The organism is Streptosporangium roseum DSM 43021 (genome assembly GCF_000024865.1).
In the GTDB taxonomy this organism is placed as follows: domain Bacteria; phylum Actinomycetota; class Actinomycetes; order Streptosporangiales; family Streptosporangiaceae; genus Streptosporangium; species Streptosporangium roseum.
Genome location: NC_013595.1, coordinates 2,755,943 through 2,774,115, shown reverse-complemented (window position 1 = coordinate 2,774,115; position 18,173 = coordinate 2,755,943). Strand labels below are relative to the sequence as shown.

19 protein-coding genes are annotated in these 18,173 nt (G+C 72.4%); 9 read left to right on the top strand and 10 right to left on the bottom strand.

Annotated elements, in window-relative coordinates; all coding sequences use genetic code 11:
• The first annotated feature begins 68 nt into the window (after positions 1-68).
• Both SROS_RS12315 and SROS_RS50905 read left to right on the top strand, forming a co-directional pair.
• Positions 69-539 (top strand): ATP-binding protein, encoded by a 471-nt coding sequence (locus tag SROS_RS12315; RefSeq protein ID WP_012889261.1) that lies wholly within the window; start codon positions 69-71, stop codon positions 537-539.
• Positions 530-685 (top strand): hypothetical protein, encoded by a 156-nt coding sequence (locus SROS_RS50905; RefSeq protein WP_012889260.1) that lies wholly within the window; start codon positions 530-532, stop codon positions 683-685. Before SROS_RS12315 ends, SROS_RS50905 begins: the two co-directional genes overlap by 10 nt.
• Here the strand turns inward: SROS_RS50905 and SROS_RS50900 are convergent.
• Positions 677-871: a hypothetical protein gene (locus tag SROS_RS50900; protein WP_169369290.1), complete on the bottom strand. Its 195-nt coding sequence runs from the start codon at positions 869-871 to the stop codon at positions 677-679. The genes SROS_RS50905 and SROS_RS50900 overlap by 9 nt on opposite strands.
• A gap of 58 nt (positions 872-929) precedes the next feature.
• Positions 930-1,103: a hypothetical protein gene (locus tag SROS_RS51635; protein WP_174435251.1), complete on the bottom strand. Its 174-nt coding sequence runs from the start codon at positions 1,101-1,103 to the stop codon at positions 930-932.
• A gap of 531 nt (positions 1,104-1,634) precedes the next feature.
• Between SROS_RS51635 and SROS_RS49450 the strand changes: the two genes are divergently transcribed.
• Positions 1,635-2,606: an NUDIX domain-containing protein gene (locus tag SROS_RS49450; RefSeq protein ID WP_012889259.1), complete on the top strand. Its 972-nt coding sequence runs from the start codon at positions 1,635-1,637 to the stop codon at positions 2,604-2,606.
• Positions 2,607-2,899: 293 nt separating this feature from the next.
• Here the strand turns inward: SROS_RS49450 and SROS_RS50890 are convergent, their stop codons facing one another.
• Positions 2,900-3,043, bottom strand: a complete 144-nt coding sequence (locus tag SROS_RS50890; RefSeq protein ID WP_169369288.1) for a hypothetical protein — start codon at positions 3,041-3,043, stop codon at positions 2,900-2,902.
• Positions 3,044-3,134: 91 nt separating this feature from the next.
• Between SROS_RS50890 and SROS_RS12300 the strand changes: the two genes are divergently transcribed.
• The 4 genes from SROS_RS12300 (at position 3,135) to SROS_RS12285 (ending at position 6,529) form a co-directional block, all read left to right on the top strand.
• Positions 3,135-3,980, top strand: coding sequence for a class I SAM-dependent methyltransferase (locus SROS_RS12300; RefSeq protein ID WP_012889258.1), 846 nt, complete (start codon positions 3,135-3,137; stop codon positions 3,978-3,980).
• Between the two features lie 172 nt (positions 3,981-4,152).
• Entirely contained in the window at positions 4,153-4,800 is a 648-nt protein-coding gene (locus tag SROS_RS12295; protein WP_012889257.1) for a TetR/AcrR family transcriptional regulator, read from the top strand.
• 229 nt (positions 4,801-5,029) lie between these two features.
• Positions 5,030-5,683, top strand: a complete 654-nt coding sequence (locus SROS_RS12290; RefSeq protein WP_012889256.1) for an NAD(P)-dependent oxidoreductase — start codon at positions 5,030-5,032, stop codon at positions 5,681-5,683.
• Between the two features lie 141 nt (positions 5,684-5,824).
• Positions 5,825-6,529, top strand: coding sequence for a hypothetical protein (locus SROS_RS12285; protein WP_012889255.1), 705 nt, complete (start codon positions 5,825-5,827; stop codon positions 6,527-6,529).
• Here SROS_RS12285 and SROS_RS12280 read toward each other — a convergent pair.
• The 4 genes from SROS_RS12280 to SROS_RS12265 form a co-directional block, all read right to left on the bottom strand.
• Complete coding sequence (locus tag SROS_RS12280; RefSeq protein ID WP_012889254.1) at positions 6,469-7,131, bottom strand: response regulator; 663 nt, start codon at positions 7,129-7,131, stop codon at positions 6,469-6,471. The genes SROS_RS12285 and SROS_RS12280 overlap by 61 nt on opposite strands.
• A 57-nt stretch (positions 7,132-7,188) precedes the next feature.
• A complete protein-coding gene (locus SROS_RS45880; protein WP_012889253.1) occupies positions 7,189-8,391 on the bottom strand; it encodes a sensor histidine kinase in 1,203 nt (400 codons plus the stop codon).
• 79 nt (positions 8,392-8,470) lie between these two features.
• On the bottom strand, positions 8,471-9,997 hold the full coding sequence (locus SROS_RS12270; RefSeq protein ID WP_245564616.1) for a serine/threonine protein kinase: 1,527 nt from the start codon (positions 9,995-9,997) through the stop codon (positions 8,471-8,473).
• A 5-nt stretch (positions 9,998-10,002) separates the two neighbouring features.
• A complete protein-coding gene (locus tag SROS_RS12265; protein ID WP_012889251.1) occupies positions 10,003-11,631 on the bottom strand; it encodes a trypsin-like peptidase domain-containing protein in 1,629 nt (542 codons plus the stop codon).
• A 186-nt stretch (positions 11,632-11,817) separates the two neighbouring features.
• Between SROS_RS12265 and SROS_RS12260 the strand changes: the two genes are divergently transcribed.
• A complete protein-coding gene (locus tag SROS_RS12260; protein ID WP_012889250.1) occupies positions 11,818-13,875 on the top strand; it encodes a hydantoinase/oxoprolinase family protein in 2,058 nt (685 codons plus the stop codon).
• Positions 13,872-15,761, top strand: coding sequence for a hydantoinase B/oxoprolinase family protein (locus tag SROS_RS12255; RefSeq protein WP_012889249.1), 1,890 nt, complete (start codon positions 13,872-13,874; stop codon positions 15,759-15,761). The genes SROS_RS12260 and SROS_RS12255 overlap by 4 nt, the downstream gene beginning before the upstream one ends.
• A 160-nt stretch (positions 15,762-15,921) precedes the next feature.
• Here the strand turns inward: SROS_RS12255 and SROS_RS12250 are convergent, their stop codons facing one another.
• From SROS_RS12250 to SROS_RS12240, 3 genes are read right to left on the bottom strand one after another with little or no spacing between them, the layout of a single operon-like run.
• Positions 15,922-16,512, bottom strand: a complete 591-nt coding sequence (locus tag SROS_RS12250) for a Uma2 family endonuclease (protein ID WP_169369286.1) — start codon at positions 16,510-16,512, stop codon at positions 15,922-15,924.
• Between the two features lie 49 nt (positions 16,513-16,561).
• Positions 16,562-17,251, bottom strand: coding sequence for an adenosylcobinamide amidohydrolase (locus SROS_RS12245; RefSeq protein WP_012889246.1), 690 nt, complete (start codon positions 17,249-17,251; stop codon positions 16,562-16,564).
• Positions 17,252-17,300: 49 nt separating this feature from the next.
• Positions 17,301-18,074, bottom strand: coding sequence for an ABC transporter ATP-binding protein (locus SROS_RS12240; protein WP_245564615.1), 774 nt, complete (start codon positions 18,072-18,074; stop codon positions 17,301-17,303).
• Positions 18,075-18,173: the final 99 nt, after the last annotated feature.

Here is an 18,173-nt window from a genome sequence, read left to right as displayed (position 1 = left end):
TCACTGTAGTGATGCGATGTGATCCTTGAAAAGTGATATCGGGAAATCGACCGGTGGAGCAGGTGGACATGGATTCCGTGGTGCGCCCCGAAGAGAAAGACATGGACGCCGGGCCCGAAGTGCTCGGAGAGGCATTCCTGAAACTCGAACCGACTTCGGCCGCACAGGCACGCGGTTATATAAGTTCCTGGATCGGGGGCGACCACCCGGCATACGAGAACGTGGTCCTGACGACGTCGGAACTGGTGACGAACGCCATTGTGCACAGCAGCCGGGGGCGCCCTCACGACCTGATCCTGCTCACCCTCACCCGGATGGCGGACCTCCTCCACCTGGAGGTCCTGGATCCGGGCGGCACCGCCTGGGAACCGCGTCCGCCCGAGGCCGTACCGGACGACGGGGAACGCGGGCGCGGCCTGGCCATCGTCGGCGAGATCTCCCGGCGGCGCTGGGGAGTCCACGACCACGGGCCGCTGGGCCGCACCGTGTGGTGCGACGTCGACGGCATCCCCGCCCCGGCGGAGCGGCCATGCGGGTGATCGTGACCATCACCCGCGACGGAGTCAGGATCAGCGCCCCCGAGCAGGAGGGCGTCCAGTTCGGATTCGACGCCTGGGAGGCGTTTCTCCGCCGGGCCAAGAAAGGCTGGTTCGACCTGACACCGCCATCGGGAGCGTCAAGGTGAAACCGACCCGGATTCCAGCACCACCCTGCCCTGCCGCACTTCCGCGCGCCGCTTCGAGGAGGGGCGGGTGAACAGACGGCCGATCCGGTCGACGATTCCCTCCGCGACGTTTATCAAATCATCCGGTCCGCCGGTGCGTGTTCTCACGACCACCCGGCAGGAAAGGGCGTCGAGACGGAAATGCACGCCGGTGCTTCCGCAGGGCCCCGGCGTTGATTCGCTTTGTCCAGTTCCAGCATGTTGATTAGATGTCGTAGACGGCGACCGCGGCCTGGTGGTCGAGGAGGTCGCGGCGAGCGCGGGCGATGTTGGCCCGATCAGCCAGACGCATGGTGCTGATCGCCAGGTTGCGGAAGCCGGCCAGGGCTCTGGGCGCGGTACCCGTCCTGAGCTGGGAGTGATCCTCTCGGAAAGTCACGTCCCGGACCCAGTGGAGCCGGTTCTCCACTGACCGGTGCGCCCGCTCGTAATGGTTGTGGTGAGTGGGCCTGGCCAGCGTGGTGGGCGCCCAACTGCTCGGTGATCAGCCGGGCGGTGGTCATCGGCCGCCAGCTCCGCTTCCCACAACGCCAGGTCGGCGAACCGGTCAAGACAAGGGACGAAACAGGGGCCGGCCGGGGAAGATGGGGACACGAGCGCGACTCCTGCGGCGATCTTCGGATTCGAGACCTGAAAGATCACCAGAAGTCGCGCTCTTTCGCATCCCACCTGCCGAAACCGTCAACCGCGCCATACCCCATCAGAACTCAAGAACGCCGGGGCCCTGGGGTTCGCTGGGGCCTCTTCGGCCTCTATGGCCACAGGACCTGGGCTTATGTGCTGATGCTCCGACTTCTCTAGGTGTTGATGAGGCTTCAGGGATTCTGAAGGTCTACGGGGGTCCCAATGCTCTTGACCCTGCATGAAATTCAATACATAGTGGATGATGTTTCATACAGAGGAGAGTCTGATGACCAACCCCCACCCGACTTACGAGCAGATCACCACCCGCGGCGGCTCCGAGATCCACCTGCGGCTCGGCACCGCTGAGACCGAGCTGCTCGGCGAGGCCGCACTGCACCTGGCCGCCGGCCTGGACACCGCTCTACGCGCCATGGCCGAGCTGCGCGCGGGCGCCTGGGACCGCACTGCCCCCGGCCCGCATGATGATGGACGGCCCGGCGCCCAGCGTCAGCGCATGGGCGAGACCGTGCACGCCCTGGCCCGCGACCTCATCCCGCGCCTGGAGGCGATCCAGGCCGCCACGCTGCGCCGCTGGAAAGCAGAGGGAGCCAGCTACGCCGAGATCGCCTCAGCGATGGGCTTGAGCAACGCGGCCGGGGCGCCGAACCGGGCCACCGCTCAGTCCCGGCTGCGCGCTCTGGAGGACGCCGGGCCGTCCCCGCTGGAACGCTGGGTGTGCGGGCCGATCACGCACGCCCGCGACGTGTGCGACCACACCTCCATCGGCGTCATCGTCACCGACGAGCACGGCCGGTATCTGCTGATCGAACGGGCTGAGTACCCGCACGCCTGGGCTCCGCCGGCTGGGCATGTCGACGACCGCGACACCCCGGGAAGGACCGCCTGCGAGGAGGTCGCCAAGGAGACCGGCCTGACCGTCGGCCAACTGGAGCACATGACCGGCGGGTGGCGGCCCAACCGGTGCTGCCGTCTCGTCCGCCAGGGACGCACGCCCGGCCACCACTGGACCGTCTACCGCGCCGTCGTTACCGGCGAGCCGGCCCCGTCCGCCGACAAGACGCACGTCGCCCGCTGGGTGACCGGCGCCGAGCTTCAGGCACTGGCCGACCGGACCGCCGCCTACGCCCGCGGCAAGGTCACCGAGACCGAGTGGGCCGCCTCCCCCGGCCTGGAGGACGTGTGGAGGTGGTGGCTGCGCCGGGTCGGCATCCTCGACACCACGGACGCGGCCAGATGAGAGCCCGGCCGCACCCCTGATCACCCGCGCCCCCGCACAGGCGTGCGGGCGGCCATCATCTGGATCGGCCGAGCACGCTTGCCATCCTGGTCGGCGGCTCGGTCGCCGACGCCGTGCCGGCCACACGGAGTAACGCTTCGATACTCGCGCCAACCCTCAGGTGGCTCTCGAATTCACTAACACGGCTCCAGCCCCACCAGGCGCTCACAGAGCCACTGACCGACATCCGGCTCCCGAAGATCAGAGGTCTCTGACACCACCTGATCCGAGGGGAAACCGTGCCCGTCACATCATCATCGCCCACGCCACCACGGCTCGGCCACCAGCGCATCCTCGATCCGTGAGGTGTCGTAGCCGACCTCAGCGTCGAGCGGCGGCCGTCCGGGCGGCGCCCCTTCCCTGTTGACGTCCTCGACCCGCCCCCTCATTATGAACATACGTTCATGAACAAGCGTTCATAACGAGGGCCGTACGGACGCCGGGGAGCCGGCGCGGCCGTTCGGCAGCACCCGGCCAGGAGGAGAACCGATGAGTTCCATCGCCAACACCGAGCAGGCCGACGCCTGGAACGGCTACGAGGGAAACCACTGGGCCGATCACCAGGACCGCTACGACGCCGTGAACAGCGGCTTCAACGACCACCTGCTCGCGGCGGCGGCCGTCGGCGAGCGGGACCGGGTGCTCGACGTCGGCTGCGGCAACGGGCAGGTGACGCGGCTGGCCGCCCGGCGGGCACGGCTCGGGCACACCACCGGGATCGACCTGTCGGCACCGATGCTCCGGCGGGCACGTGCCTGCGCGGCCGACGAGGGTGTCGCCAACGTGACCTTCGAGCGGGGAGACGCCCAGATCCATCCCTTCCCCGACGCGGGCTTCGATGTGGCCGTCAGCCGGTTCGGGATCATGTTCTTCGCCGACCCGGTCGCCGCGTTCGCCAACATCGGCCGCGCGCTGCGGCCGGGGGGCCGCCTGGCCTTCCTGTCCCTGCGGGAGATGGGCGACAACGACCTGGGGCCCGTCTTGACCGCGATGGCCGACCACCTCCCGGCGAGGCCCGCCACCACCGGCCCCGGCGCTCCGGGGCCGGAGTCGCTGGCCGACCCGGGCCGCATCCGCGAAGTGCTCACCGGGGCGGGCTTCGAGGCGGTGACCTCGGTGCCCGTCGACGCGCCCCAGCTGTGGGGCCGGGACACCGAGGACGCGGCCGCCTTCCTCGGCGCCTGGGGTCCCGTCCGCTTCATGCTCGACCAGGTCGACCCGGCCGCCGCAGCCCGCGCCCGCGACGCTCTCACGGAGGCGCTCCGTGCCCACGAGGAGCCCGGCGCCGTACGGCTGCGCGGCGCCGCCTGGCTGGTCACCGCCACCCGCCCCTGACCGCCCGCCGGTCACCGCCGAGGACCGGCCGGACGCCGCCCGGGTACGGCCGCGCGGTGTCGGCCGGGGACCGTTCACCCGGCCGCCGCCGGGGTGGGGCCGCCAGCCGGCCGGCGGTCTTCGGCCCCCCACGGCGGCGGCCGGGCCACGACCGTCAATACGATGCGATGTGATGTCACCGAGAAAAGCAGCCGCCCTGCGTGACGGCGACGGCGGTCGGACCCTGCGCGAGCACCTGATCGCCGCCGCCGAACGCCTCATATCCCAGCGCGGCACCGCCGGGCTCACCGTGCGCGACATCGCCCGCGAGGCCCAGGTCGCCGACGGCGTGCTCTACAACCACTTCGCGGACAAGGAGGAGCTTCTCGCGCTCGCCCTGCACGCCCATGTCCAGAGCGTCGAGCGCGAGCTGGGCGAGCTGCCCTCCCGGGCGGGCACCGGCACCGTCGAGGGCAACCTGCGCGCCTACCTCATCCACGGCCTGGCGCTGCACGCCGCGATCCTGCCCGCCTTCGCGGGCCTGATCTCCCGGCCCGAGGTGCTCACCCTCTTCGCCGGCATGCCCAATCCCGTCGGCAACGGGCTGGGGCTGCGGACGGCCCTCGCCGGATACCTGCGCGCCGAGCAGGATCTCGGCCGCCTCGCCCCGGACGCCGGTGCCGAGGCCGCCGCCACGATGATCGTCGGCGCCTGCCACGAGCTGGTCCTGCCCCACCTGCTCTGGGGCCGGGAGCCGGCCGCGTTCGAGATCCCACCCGGCTACGTGGACGATCTGGTGACCACCCTCATGAAGGGCCTCGCCCCGGCCCGGCCCGCCTGAACCCCGATCCGGCGCGGCCCACGGCACCCGCTCTCCCGGACAACCGGCCGGTCCGCACGGCCATCTCCCCCGGTCGCCGGAGAACCCGCCCGGCTGGGCCCGCGCCCTCGGGTTTCCGGAGAATCGGCTGGTCAGCGTAACTATCGTTGCGGAAAGCGACCCCCCGCGTTCTATCGTCGCGGCAGCGGCCGGCGATCACACCCCGGCCCTGACGGACGGAGCATCCGCGATGAGCAAGATCGTAGTTTTCGGCGCCGGTGGGCGGGCCGGCCGGCGGACGGTCGCCGAGGCCGTCGCCCGCGGCCATCAGGTCACCGCGGTGGTGCGCGATCCGGCCAGGTATGAGGGCCCGGCCGGTGACGAGGTGACGCTGGTGGCCGGCGACGTCACCCGGGCGGACAGCGTGGCGGCGGTCGCTGCCGGGCACGACGCGGCGATCAGCGCCGCCGCCCGGCTCGACGTGCCGGCGGAGGAGTTCTACGTGGGTGCGGCGCACGCCCTGCTGGACGGCCTGGCACAGGCGGGCGTCGGCCGGCTGGTGGTCGTCGGCATCGGCACCCTCCTGGAGACCGCGCCCGGGGTGCGGGTCATGGACGCGCCCGGCTTCCCGGCCGAGGCCAGGGACTTCTCCCTCGGGCACGCGGCGGAGCTCGACGTCCTGCGCGCGGCGGACACCGGGATCGACTGGCTGATGGTCACGCCGCCGCCGACGCTGCTCGACGACGAGGCCGCACGGACCGGCCGCTACCGGGCCGGCGGCGAGCAGGTGCTGCCCGGCGGCGAGGAGGCGGGCCTGCTTTCTTACGCCGACCTCGCGGTCGCGCTGGTCGACGAGATCGAGAACCCGAAGCACCACCGGACCCAGGTCGCCGTGGCGCCCTGACCCGGCCCGGCCGGCGCCTGCCTCCGGGGTGAGACGGTCTTACCCGTGAGAGGGACAGCGGATCCGCCCGGCGACGGACGACCGGCCGGGGGACGGCGACCTACTTTCCTTGCGACAGTCCCGCATAGGCAAGGAACCCCCATGTTCAAAGACTCCGCCGACTTCCGGCGCGTGGCCGCAGGCACGCTGCTGATCGTCGCCCCGCTGCTCCAGGCCGTGGCCGTCGTCCTCGACCCGGGCACCTGGGGCGACGACCGCGAGGCGGTCAGCTACGGCGTCAACCCCACCCTCGCCCAGGTCGAGTCGGCCATGTACCACTGGGCCTACCTGCTGATGGCCCTGGCCGCCCTCGGCCTGCTGCACGTGATGCGCCGCCGTTCCGTGGTCTTCGGCCACATCGTGGGCCCGCTGACCATCCTCGGCTACATCAACCTGTCGGGTCTGCTCCTCGTCGACCCGGTGGAGTGGTGGCTCGGCCGGCACAACAGCCCCGAGAAGGCCCAGCTCATCCTCGACGAGATGCTGAACCTCCCCGGTGTCGTCTTCGGCTTCCAGATGCCGTGGGTGTTCCTGGCCATCTTCGGCCTGCCGATCCTGGTGATCGGTGTCTGGCGGGCCGGGTTCGCGCACTGGTGGGTCCCGCTCGTCGTCGGCGTCGGCTACGCCAGTTCGATGGCCGTCCCGTACGGCCCCGTCACCGTCGTGCTGTGGGCCATGCCGGTGGTCGCGCTGGGCTCGCTCGGGGTGAAGATGCTCCGGATGAGCCGTGAGGAGTGGGTCTCCTTCTACCCGACCGCCGCCCCGGGCCGGACCACGCCCGACTCGTACGCGAACACGACCGCCTGAGCCCGATCACGCAGATGAAGCTTCATCAGCACCCGCGCCACATGGGTCTTGACCGTGGCCTCGCCGACGAACAGCTGCCCCGCGATCTCAGCGTTGGTCAGGCCACGGGCCAGGAACCGCAGCACCTCCAGCTCGCGCGGGGTGAGGTCGGCGAGCTGCGGCGGGGGCGCGGGGTCGTGACGGCCGGCGAAGGAGGCGATGACGCGGGTGGTCACGGCCGGATCGAGCAGCGCGTCACCGCCGACGACGACGCGGATGGCCTCCACGAGCTGCTCGGGCGGCGAGACCTTGAGCAGGAACCCGCTGGTCCCGGCGCGGAGCGCGGCGTAGAGATTCTCGTCGGTGTCGAAGGTGGTGAGCATGACGACCTTCGGCGGGTCCGGCCAGTCGAGCAGCTTCCTGGCGGCGGTGAGACCGTCCATGCGCGGCATGGAGATGTCCATCAGCACGATGTCCGGCCGGGTGCGGCGGGCCACGGTGACGGCTTCCAGCCCGTCGGCCGCCTCCCCCACCACCTCCATGCCGGGCTCGCTCTCCACGACGAGCTTCAGCCCGACGCGGACCATCGCCTGGTCGTCGGCGATCACGATGCGGATGCTCACTTCTTCTCCTCGCTCAGCGGATCGCCGGCTCGTTCGGGGGACCCGCATGTCATTGGCTTATCCGATCCGCTCATTCGCGAACGCTTCCTGGGAGATCGGCAGGGACGCGTGGACGCGGAAGCCGCCCTCGGGACGGGGGCCCGCCTCGAACACGCCGCCGAACAGCGCGGCGCGCTCGCGCATGCCGACGAGACCGTTGCCCGTCGACAGCCCGGAGGAGGCGCTGCCGCCGCCGTCCACGACCTCCAGCTCCACCCGGCCCGCGTGGTAGGAGATCGAGATCCGGATCTCGGACTCACACGCGTGCTTGACCGCGTTGGTGAGGGCCTCCTGCACGATGCGGTAGGCGGACAGGTCCAGCCCCGGCGCGAGCCGTACCGGCTCGCCGGAGACGTCCAGGGTGATCCGCAGCCCGGAGGAGACGAGCGTGCTCACCGTGCCGGGCAGCAGGGCCAGGCCGGGCTGCGGGATGGCCTCGTCGAGCGGCATGCGCAGCGCGCCGAGCATGACGCGCAGCTCCTCGACGGCCTCGCGGCCCATCCGCTCGATGCCGAGGAGCACCTCGTTCTCCCCGACCTGCGTGCGGCGGAGCACCCCGGCCTGCATGACCATCATGCTGACGCTGTGCGCGACCACGTCGTGCAGCTCGCGGGCGATGCGGACCCGTTCCTCGGCGACGGCCTCGGCGGCCTGGCGCTCCCTGTCGCGTTCCACCTGCGCCGCGTGGTCGGCCAGGCGGCGGGCCCGGGTGGCGTGGGCGTGCACGGCGAGCCCGGTGAGATAGGCGGCGCCGAAGACGACGGTCAGGAAGATGACCTCGTCGAAGGGGAGCAGGCGGTGGTCGACGGCGCCGGAGTCGAAGACCAGGATGCCGGTCACCGCCCAGGCGAGGCCCGGCTTGAACGGGAGTTCGGCGCCGACCGTGTGGAAGACGATGAGCAGGGAGGCGAGCTGCCAGACCTGGCAGTGCTCGTAGCCCTGCCGGTGCCAGGCGTACTGGGCGAGGATCATCAGGATGTAGACCGCGACCGGCGCCTTGCGGCGGAACCACACCAGCACGCCGGTGACGACCGCCTGGCCGATCCACCACAGCTCGGGGGTCTCGGTCGCGCCGTACTCGGTCGCGACGGTGAACGCCTCCAGCGTGCCGAGGGCGATGATCGCGCATCCGATGAGTAGATCGATCTTCGACACCGTGCGGAGGTGCCGGGTGAGCGACACCGTGCGGGGGTGCCGGACAAGGGGGAGGGGAACCGCCATGCGGGGAGACTAAGCCCTCGCGTCCTCATTTCATATAGGACAAAACGCCCAGACCAGCCGGATGCAAGTCGACCACAAGTCACGAGGCCGGGAAGGACACGCTCCGCACGAGCCGGTTGGCGAGCGCGTCGTCACACGTGCCGGGCGCACAGAAGTAGATCATAAGTGCGGGTTCGTCCGGCCGTTCCACTGCCCATCCCGTGAACTCCAGCTTGCCGCCGCGCTGCGGATCCGTGATCGACCCCTCCAGCCGTACGGCGGGCTTGCCGCCCACCAGCACCTGGACCACCTCGGAGTAGACGTTGACCGTACCGGGCAGCGAGGACTGCAGGGTCTCCTGGAGCTGCTGTGCGCCGCCGCGGGGATCGAGGGTGTCGAGGGTCTGCGCGTAGATGCCGGTGGCCTCCTCCGGCGTGTCCTTGATGATCTCGTTGACGGCCGCCCAGTCGGCGGTGACCGGCGTGGCGAACAGCGCGTCGAACTCCCCCGCCTTCGGCGAGGCCACCATGAACACATCCGCGTGCGGGCGCGGGGTCCAGTCCTCGGGGTGCTCGAACCCGATCGGCACGGCGGCCGAGCCGGCGTAGGGCACCCAGGCGTCGCCGCCGCCCCGCAGGAAGGCCGCGAGAACCCCCAGCAGCGCGATGATCGCCACGATCGCGACTCCCGCGCCGATGAGGATGCCCCGGCCGCCGGATCGGGGCCCCCTGTTCTCCTTCACCGGCTTCACCGGCCGGGCGCTCTGGCTGAGCTGGTAGGACTGGCCGCTGATCGCGTCACGGAGCTCGGCGACGAACTGCGTGCAGGTGTCGTAGCGCTGCTCGGGCGACTTGGCCAGTGCCCGGGCCATGACGCCGTCGACCTCCATCGGGAGCTCGGGCCGGAGCGTGCTGAGCGGCGTGGGCGACTCGGCCAGATGCGCCCAGAGCAGCGCGATCTCGTTGTCGCGCTGGAACGGCAGCCGCCCGGCCAGCGCCTCGTAGACCACGCAGGCCAGGCCGTACTGGTCGCAGCGGCCGTCGATGTGCTCCTTGTTGATCTGCTCGGGAGACATGTAGCGGGGGGTGCCGATGAACTGGTTGGTCTGGGTCAGCCCGGAGATCGAGGTGCGGTGCTTGGTGATGCCGAAGTCGGTGAGGTAGGCGTGGTCTCCCTCGGTGTGACCGGCGATCAGGATGTTGGCGGGCTTGACGTCGCGGTGGATCAGGTCGTGCGCGTGCGCGGTGTCCAGCGCGGCGGCCACCTGCGCGAAGATCCGGTTGACCTGGCTGATCGGCATCGGCCCCCGGTCGTAGAAGAGGCGGCGCAGGTCGGGGCCGTCGACGTAGCGCATCGCGATGTAGAGCGTGCCGTCCTCGGCGGAGTCGGCCTCGTAGATGGGGATGATGTTGGGGTGGTCGATGCTCGCGACCGTCCGCGACTCCAGCACGAACCGCTGGCGGAAGCGGTCGTCCTCACCCAGCAGCGGGTTGAGGATCTTCAGCGCCACCCGGCGGTTGAGCCGGGAGTCCACCGCGAGGTAGACCACGGCCATGCCGCCTTTGCCGATGATGTCCTCGACGTGGTAGCCGGCCACCTCCTGGCCGATCAGGGCTCTTTCGTTCACGGCCGTCACGTCTCGGAGGGGTGGCCGCAGTAGCCGCAGAAGCGGTGCGCGGGGCCCAGCCGCATCCCGCAGGCGGTGCAGTACTTCTGGGCCGCCGTGTCCGAGGGCTTGGCGCCGGGATGCCGGTGGGCGGCCGGGTCGGCGGGCTTGGCCCCGGGGTCCCGGGCGACCAGCACGGGCTGACCGGGCGAGGTGGGGGGCGTCTTGGGCAGGGCGGGGAAGGATCGGCTGACCACGACCGTGGGATCGGCCGTCTCGTCGAGCGGCGAGCGCCGCGGCGCGGGCGGCGGGCCGGCGATCGGCACGGGAGTCGTCCCGGGCCGGGTGTCCCCCGGCCGGGTGGTGCCGAGGTGGCCGTTGCCGGGCGGCCCCTCCTCCGGCCCCGGCGGGGACCTGCGTCTCCAGAGCAGCAGCGCGCCGGCCAGCACGGCCGCCACCAGCACGCCGCCGGCGGCCAGGAACGGCCACAGCGGCGGCTCGCCACCCTCGTCGCCGCCGGGGGCGCCGGCCTTCCTGACCCCTTCGTCCTCCGCGGTGCCGCGCTTCTGCTGGGCCGTCTTCAGGTGCGCCGCCGCCACGGTGTGCCCCGGATACAGGTCGAGGACGCGCTGGAAGGCGGGCACGGCGTCGCCGTAGTACTTGGTGTGGAAGCGGGTCAGCGCCTGTTCGAAGGCGGCGTCGATCGGGCCGCGCCTGGGCGCGACCTTGGCCTCGGCCAGCGCCTTGGAGATCTCCCGGACGCCGATCATCCGGCCGTCCTTGCCGCCGCCGACCAGCAGCCCGACGACCTCGCCCTTCTTGTCCTCGATCACCGGGCCGCCGATCAGGCCCTTGTCGATGAGGGCGCCCAGCTTCACCGGCTCGTCGACCTTGTTCTCGGGGTCCTTGAACTGCCGCCCGCCCGTACCGGCGCCCCCGGCTCGCAGGTGGGCGATGTCCACGGTCTCCGGCAGGTTCACGGCGGGCCGCCCGGTGAACCCGGCGACCGCCACCGGCGAGCCCTCCTTGTCGGGCACCGTGGCCGCGAGCGGCGCCGTGGGCAGGCCCGCGCCGCCGTCGGCCCGCCCGACGGACATCAGCACGGCGGGGCCGTCGGGCCTGGAGTCGGCGCGGACGATCTCGGCCTTGAACCCCTCCTTGTCGGGAGGGGAGATGTTGGGGAAGACGTGGATCTCGGTGGTGATGTCGACGATGCAGGTCGCGGTGGGCTGCTTGGGCGGGTAGCACTCCTGCAGGTGGTGGTTGAGCTGGTCGTTCTTGATCTTGTGCCGCTCGAAGTCCGCGGGGATCTTGACCTTGTGGTGCTCGGCGAAGATCTTGTTCGCGGCGTACACCGCGATGTCCTTGTCGGTCCTGACGACCCGCGTGAGGGTGACGACACCGCCCTCGGGGGTGACGACGGTGCCGGTGCCGGTGCCGATGGGCACCTCGTAGCTCCGCTCCACGTGGACCAGCTCGCCGATGTGGTCCAGCAGGGTGATGTCGACGCGCGCCTTCGCCTCGACCCGGACCACCGCGGGGGTCACCAGGTCGGTGATCCCGCTGGGATGCTCGTGCGCCAGGGCAGGCGTCATGGCGGCGACCGCGAGCACGAGGCCGCCGAGGAGGGTCAGAGCAGATCCGGACCGCCGCATCGCCACTCCATAAGGGGGATAAGGACAAGCGTGGCAACCGTAGTGCAGAAGTCAAGGGAATGGCGGATAGACAAGCGCTTGCTAGGGAAATAGCCTGCGCTTCGTGAGTGAGCGGAGCGAGCGAGCCAGTGGACACAGCGGCGTTCGCGGTGGACGCCGCGGCGGGCCACCGGGCGGAGGGCACCGGTGAGCCACGCGATCGGGGTCGACGTCGGCGGGACGTTCACGGACGCGGTGCTCAGCGGGCCGGACGGGCGGATGTCCGTCGCCAAGTGCCTGAGCACCCACGACGACCCCACCGACGGGATCGTCACCGCGGTCACCGCGGTGCTGGGCCGTACCGACCCGTCGGCGGTGACCAGGGTCGTGCACGCCACCACGCTGGCCACCAACGCGGTCCTGGAGCGCCGGGGCGTCCGGGTGGCCTACGTCACGACCCTGGGCTTCCGCTCGGCGATCCCCCTCGGCCGGTACGCCCGGGTGGAGGAGGACCGCTACGACCTCCGCTTCGACCCGCCCGCCCCGCCGGTCGCGGCGGAGGACTGCTTCGAGGTGCCCGAGCGCGTGAACAGCCGCGGCGAGGTGCTGCGGCCACTGGACGAGGCGGCCGTGGTCCGGGTCGGCGAGGAGATCGCACGGCGGGGCGTCACCGCGGTCGCCGTCTGCCTGCTGCACTCCTACGCCAACCCGTCCCACGAGCGGCGGATCGCGGAGATCCTCGGGGCTCTGGTCCCGACCGTGGTGATCTCCTCGGAGGTCTGGCCGGAGCTGCGCGAGTACGAGCGGGCGACCACGACCATCATGTCCGCCTACGTCGGGCCGGTGATGGCGGGATACCTGCGGCGGCTGACCACGCGGCTGGCCGCCGTCGGGATCACCGCCCCGGTGCACGTGATGGACTCCGCCGGCGGCGTGATGTCGGCCGAGCTGGCCGCGCGCCGGGCCGTGACCACGATCGAGTCCGGGCCCGCGGCGGGGGTGCTGGCCGCGGCCGCGACAGGGTATCCGGACGTGATCTCCTTCGACATGGGCGGGACGACGGCCAAGACCTGCGTGATCAGGAACGGCACGCCGGAGATCACCCACGAGTTCCACGTCGGCGGCAAGGGCAGCTTCGGCGGCCGCCGGGCCGGGACCGGGGTGCCGGTCAAGACCCCCGCCATCGACCTGGCCGAGGTGGGCGCCGGAGGGGGCAGCGTCGCGTGGGTGGACCCGGCCGGCGCCCTGCGGGTCGGACCGAGGTCGGCGGGCTCCGAGCCCGGTCCGGCCTGTTACGGCCTGGGCGGCGAGGAGCCGACGGTGACCGACGCCAACCTGGTTCTCGGCTACCTCGACCCCGGCTCCTTCGCCGGGGGGACGATGCCGCTGTCCCGGGATCTCGCCGAGAAGGCCGTCGACCGGCGCCTGGCCGGGCCGCTGGGGGTGTCCGGTGCCGAGGCCGCGCACGCGGTTCACGAGATCGCCAACGCCTCGATGGGGTCGGCCGTGCACGTGGTCACCGTGCAGCGCGGCATCGACCCGGCCGGTTTCGTCATGGTCGCCTTCGGCGGCGCGGGACCCATGCACGCCGCCCGGGTCGCCTCCCGCTTCGGCATCTCCACCGTGGTCGTCCCGGCGTACTGCGGCGTCGGCTCGGCGGCCGGCCTGCTCTCCGGCGACCTGTCCACCGACCGCGTCCTGTCCGCCCTGGACGCCGACCCCGGACAGGTCTTCGCCTCCCTCGCCGCGGCGGCCGCCCGCGACCTCGGGGTGAGCACGGACTCGCCCGGCGTGTCCGTCACGCGCTCGGCCGACATGCGCTTCACCGGGCAGGCCCACGACCTCACCGTCCCGTGGACCGACTCCCCCGCCGAGCTGGCCGGCCGCTTCTCCGCCCGCTACCTGCAGGTGTACGGCATAGCCCAGGAGGGCCCCACGGAGATCGTCGGCTACCGCGTCCGCGTCACCCAGGCCGCCGCCCGCACTCCCCGCACCCCCGCCCCTCCCGGCCCGCCCGCTCCCGCCGGCCTCTCCGGCGCCGGTACGGCGGGCGGCGGGGCCGGGCACCCCCGGAGGAGGCGGAGTGCCTACTTCCCCGAGACGGGCGGGTACGTGGAGGTGCCGGTGTTCACCCGGGCCGGCCTCGGAGAGGTCGCCGGGCCGGCGATCGTCGAGGACGCCGAGTCGACGATCGTGGTGCCCCCCGGATGGACGGCCCGGCTCGCGGAGACCATGAGCGTGATCCTCACGGAGGCGGCCAGGTGAACGACACCCCGGCGACCGGGACGGACGGCGCCGCGTCCCGCGGGACGGGCGAGCCGGCCCCTCGCGCCCCCGGCCCTCACGGAGACGGCGGTTCCGGCGAGACGGACCCTCGCGCCCCCGGCCCTCGGGGAGACGGGGATGCCCGCGAGACGGACCGCCACGGCCCCGGCCCTCGGGGAGACGGGGGCGCCCGCGACGCGCTGACCGCCGAGGTCCTGCGGAACGCGCTGGTGGTGGCCGCGGAGGAGGCCAGCATCGTGGTGGTGCGGTCGGCCTACTCCACGTTCATCGTCGAGGGGTCGGACGCGTCGGCGGCGATCCTCGACGCGGGCGGGCGCCTGGTCGCGCAGTCGATGGCCACCACGCTGATGAACAGCATGGCGCTCAAGGTGGCGCTGCCGGAGCTGCTGGCCGACATCCCGGCCGGGACCATGCGCCCCGGCGACGTGTTCGTGCTCAACGACGCCTACCGGGGTGGCGTGCACACCAACGACCTGCTCGTCTACCGGCCCGTCTTCGTCGGGGGCGTCCCCGCCTACTTCACCGCCACGATGATCCACGTCTCCGACCTCGGCGGCCTGTCGGCGGGCGGCATGGCGCCGCTGGCCACCGACATCTTCCTGGAGGGCCTGCAGCTCCCGCCCGTCCGGCTGGCCACCGAACGGGGCGTCGAGGCCACGGTCGAGGCGATCCTGCGGGCCAACAGCCGCACCCCGGACAAGGTCATGGGCGACGTGCGGGCGCTGATCGCGGGCACCGCCGTCGCCGCCGCCAGGGTCGAGGCGCTGATCGCCGAGTACGGCCCGGCCGGGCTCGCCGGGAGGATCGACGACTACCTGGACTACACCGAGACCAGGACCCGCACGGCCCTGGCCGCGCTCCCCGCCGGCCGCTACGAGGCCTCCTACCTGATCGACGACGACGGCATCGACGCCGGCACCCCGCACACGGTCAGGGTCGCGGTCATCCTGGAGCCCGGGGCCGGGGCCGTACTGGACTTCGAGGGCACCGGCCCCCAGGTCCCCGCGGCGATCAACTCCTCGTCGTCGCAGTCGCTGGCCGCCGCCGTGTTCGCGGTGCGGTGCTTCCTGGACCCGTCCATCGCGATGAACGACGGCTGCCTGCGGGCGATCGAGGTACGGCTGCCGCCCGGCTCGCTGCTGAACGCCTGCTCCCCCTATCCCTGCGGCGGCCGGTTCGTGCCCGTCTACGCGGCGATGGAGGCGATCTTCCAGGCGCTGTCGGACGCGATGCCCGACCGGGCGATCGCGGCGAGCGGGATCCTGCAGCCCTTCTCCATCGCCGCCGTGCGGGCGCCGTACTGGATCCACCTGTCCTACGACTTCGGCGGGGTCGGCGCCCGGCAGGGCAAGGACGGGCCGGACTCGACGGGCGTCCACTTCGGCATCGGCCGCAACTCGGTCCCCCAGGCCGAGCCGGTCGAGACCCGCTGCCCGCTGATCGTGGAGTCGGTGGAGACCGTCCCCGACTCGGGCGGCCCCGGCCGCCACCGCGGCGGGCTGGGCTCCCGGACGGTGATCCGCTTCCTGGCCGACGCCCACGTCACCACCCGTGGCGACCGGCTGCGCAACGCCCCACCCGGCCGTTCCGGCGGCCTGCCGGGACGGGTCGGCGGCTTCTACCGGCGGCACCCGGACGGCTCGCTCGAACGCCTGGGCTCCAAGGTGAACAACGCCCTCTTCGCCGCCGGAGAGGCGTTCGTGATCGAGACGACGGGAGGCGGGGGCATCGGTTCGCCGTACGACCGGCCGCTCGACGAGATCGAGGCAGACCTCAGGACGGGGAGGATCACCGCCCGGGGCGCGCTCACCGACTACGGCGTCGCCGTACGGGATGACGGCACGGTCATGCGGGAGGCGGGGTGACACCCGGCGGGGCTCCGGAGGCGGCCCCTCCGGCGTGGCCGGACGGGGACCGCCCGCCACGGTACGGCTCCGCGCGGCCGGATGAGCACGGCGGATGCGGCTACGCGGGCGAGCACGACGGGTGCGGCTCCGCGCGGCCGGATGAGCGCGACGGATGCGGCTACGCGGGCGGCCGGGCGAGCACGGCGGGGTCGAAGCTCGCCCGGAAGGGCGCGGTGACCGTGGCGACCTGCCCGGCCTCGCACCTCCGGACGAGGCGGTAGCCCTCTCCGTCCAGCTCGTGGACGTAGACCGCCGGCCCCTCGGCGGGCTCCACCCGCCAGTAGAACGGGATGCGGGCGTCGGCGTAGGCGCTGGGCTTCATGACGCGGTCGCGTCTGCGGGTGTGCGGGCTCACCACCTCGACCGCGAGCACCACGTCCCGGGGGGCGAACGCCGCTTCCGCGCCTGCCGCCAGAACGCCCGGCACCACGGCGACGTCCGGGACGAGGAAGTCGGCCGTGCCGACGTGCAGGTTGATCCGGGGGAGCGGTGCGAGCTCCGGCCCGCCCGCCTCCTCCAGGAGGCGCACCAGACGCATGACCACGAGCTGGTGCACGGGGGTGGGGGGCGGGCTCACGAGGAGGCTCCCCTCGAAGAGTTCGTACCGGTTCCCGTCGTCGGGGAACCGGAGCAGGTCGGCGACGGTGAACGGCGGCCTGCCCGGCAGAACCGTCCGGATCACGTGCGCGGCCGGTCGCTCGATCCTCACGGGGGTCTTCTTAACGGTCACCGTCCCAGTATCGGCGTCTCCACCCCTCTCAGACGGCACTTTCCGTAATCAGACGGCTCTTCAGCGTGATATCGCTCCGATCGGCCCAGTCGAGGGCGCCCCGCCGTACGGCGTCGTGGACCGCGCGGGCGACCCGGGCGCCCCAGAGCGACCGGGGGCCGCCGAACAGTTCCTCGGGACCGTCGTCGCGCACGGCCACGCAGACGGCGTCGGAGGCCGTGCCCGTGCAGGGGAAACCGGCCTCCAGCAGCGCCTGGGACTTGGCCTCGGTCACCGTCATGACCGCGTTGACCAGGGCGGCGTCGCTCATCGCGACCGGCACGGCGACGATGATGTTGACCGTCCCCGGCAGATACATGGGCGCGAGTTCGGGATCGGCGGCGCCGTCGGGGGCGGCGGCCCAGGTGGGGACCCGTAGCCCGACGGTCGCCACCGCCTCCGCTCCCCCGTCCGCCGCCCGGGTGAAGTGGTCCACCGACGCCGCGGTCAGCATGCCGACGCCGGGCCCCGGCGGTGCCATCTCCAGCAGGTGGTCCACCGGATCCATCCGCGCGTAGCCGCCGATCACCTGGGCGTTGAGCACCCACCCGGCGGGGCCGATGCCGCCGCCGACCATCGCCGAGGAGATCGCCCGCCAGCCGGGGCCGAACTCCCACAGCAGCGAGGCCAGCCGGGCCCCGTCCTCGTCACGGTGGCTCAGCTTCACGGGTACTCCCATCGGGTTCCGGGCCGGCGACCGGGGCCGGTCCCGGCGCGGCGGCCGGACGTCAAGGGCGCTCCAGATGAACCTGGGGCCTGCCTCCGGCGCCGGTCCCGACACGGACGCGGGCGTCGAAGTGCTCGCCGATCAGTCTCTCCGTCAGCACCTCGGCCGGGGTGCCGGAGGCCGCCACCCGGCCCCCGGCGATCAGCATCATCGAGTCGGCGTACTGGCCGGCGAGGCTCAGGTCGTGCAGGGTCGTGACCACGGTCAGCCCGTCGGCCAGGCGGAGGCGGTCGAGGAGTTCCAGGACCTGCTGCTGGTGCCCCAGGTCAAGGGCGGTGGTGGGCTCGTCGAGCAGGAGCACGGGAGCCTGCTGGACCAGCGCCCTGGCGAGCACGACGCGCTGGCGCTCGCCCCCGGACAGGTGGCCCAGCGTGCGGGAGGCGAAGGACGACAGGTCGAGTCGCTCCAGCACCGACGCCGTCACCTCGCGGTCGCGGCGGCTCTCCCGGCCCAGATAGGGGATGTACGGCGTGCGGCCCAGCAGGGCGTAGTCGAACACGGTCATGTCGACCGGGAGCGCCGGGGCCTGCGGGGCGTAGGCGAGCAGCCGGGCCCGGTCCCTGGCCCTGAGCCTGCGGACGGGCGTGTCGTCGACGAGCACCTCGCCGGAGCAGGGCAGCACCCCGGCGAGCGCCCTGAGCAGCGTGGACTTGCCCGCGCCGTTGGCCCCGATGACGGCCAGCCAGTCACCGCCCCGCACCTCGAACCCGACGCCGGACAGCACGGTCCGCGTCTCCAGGACGACGGCGAGGTCTCTCACCCTGACGTGGCTCACCCGATCCCCCCGTCCCGCGCCCGCTCGTCCCATGGGCTCTCGTCCCACGGGCTCTCGTTTCGCGGCCCTCTCGTCCCGCGGCTCGGGGCCCGTGTGGGC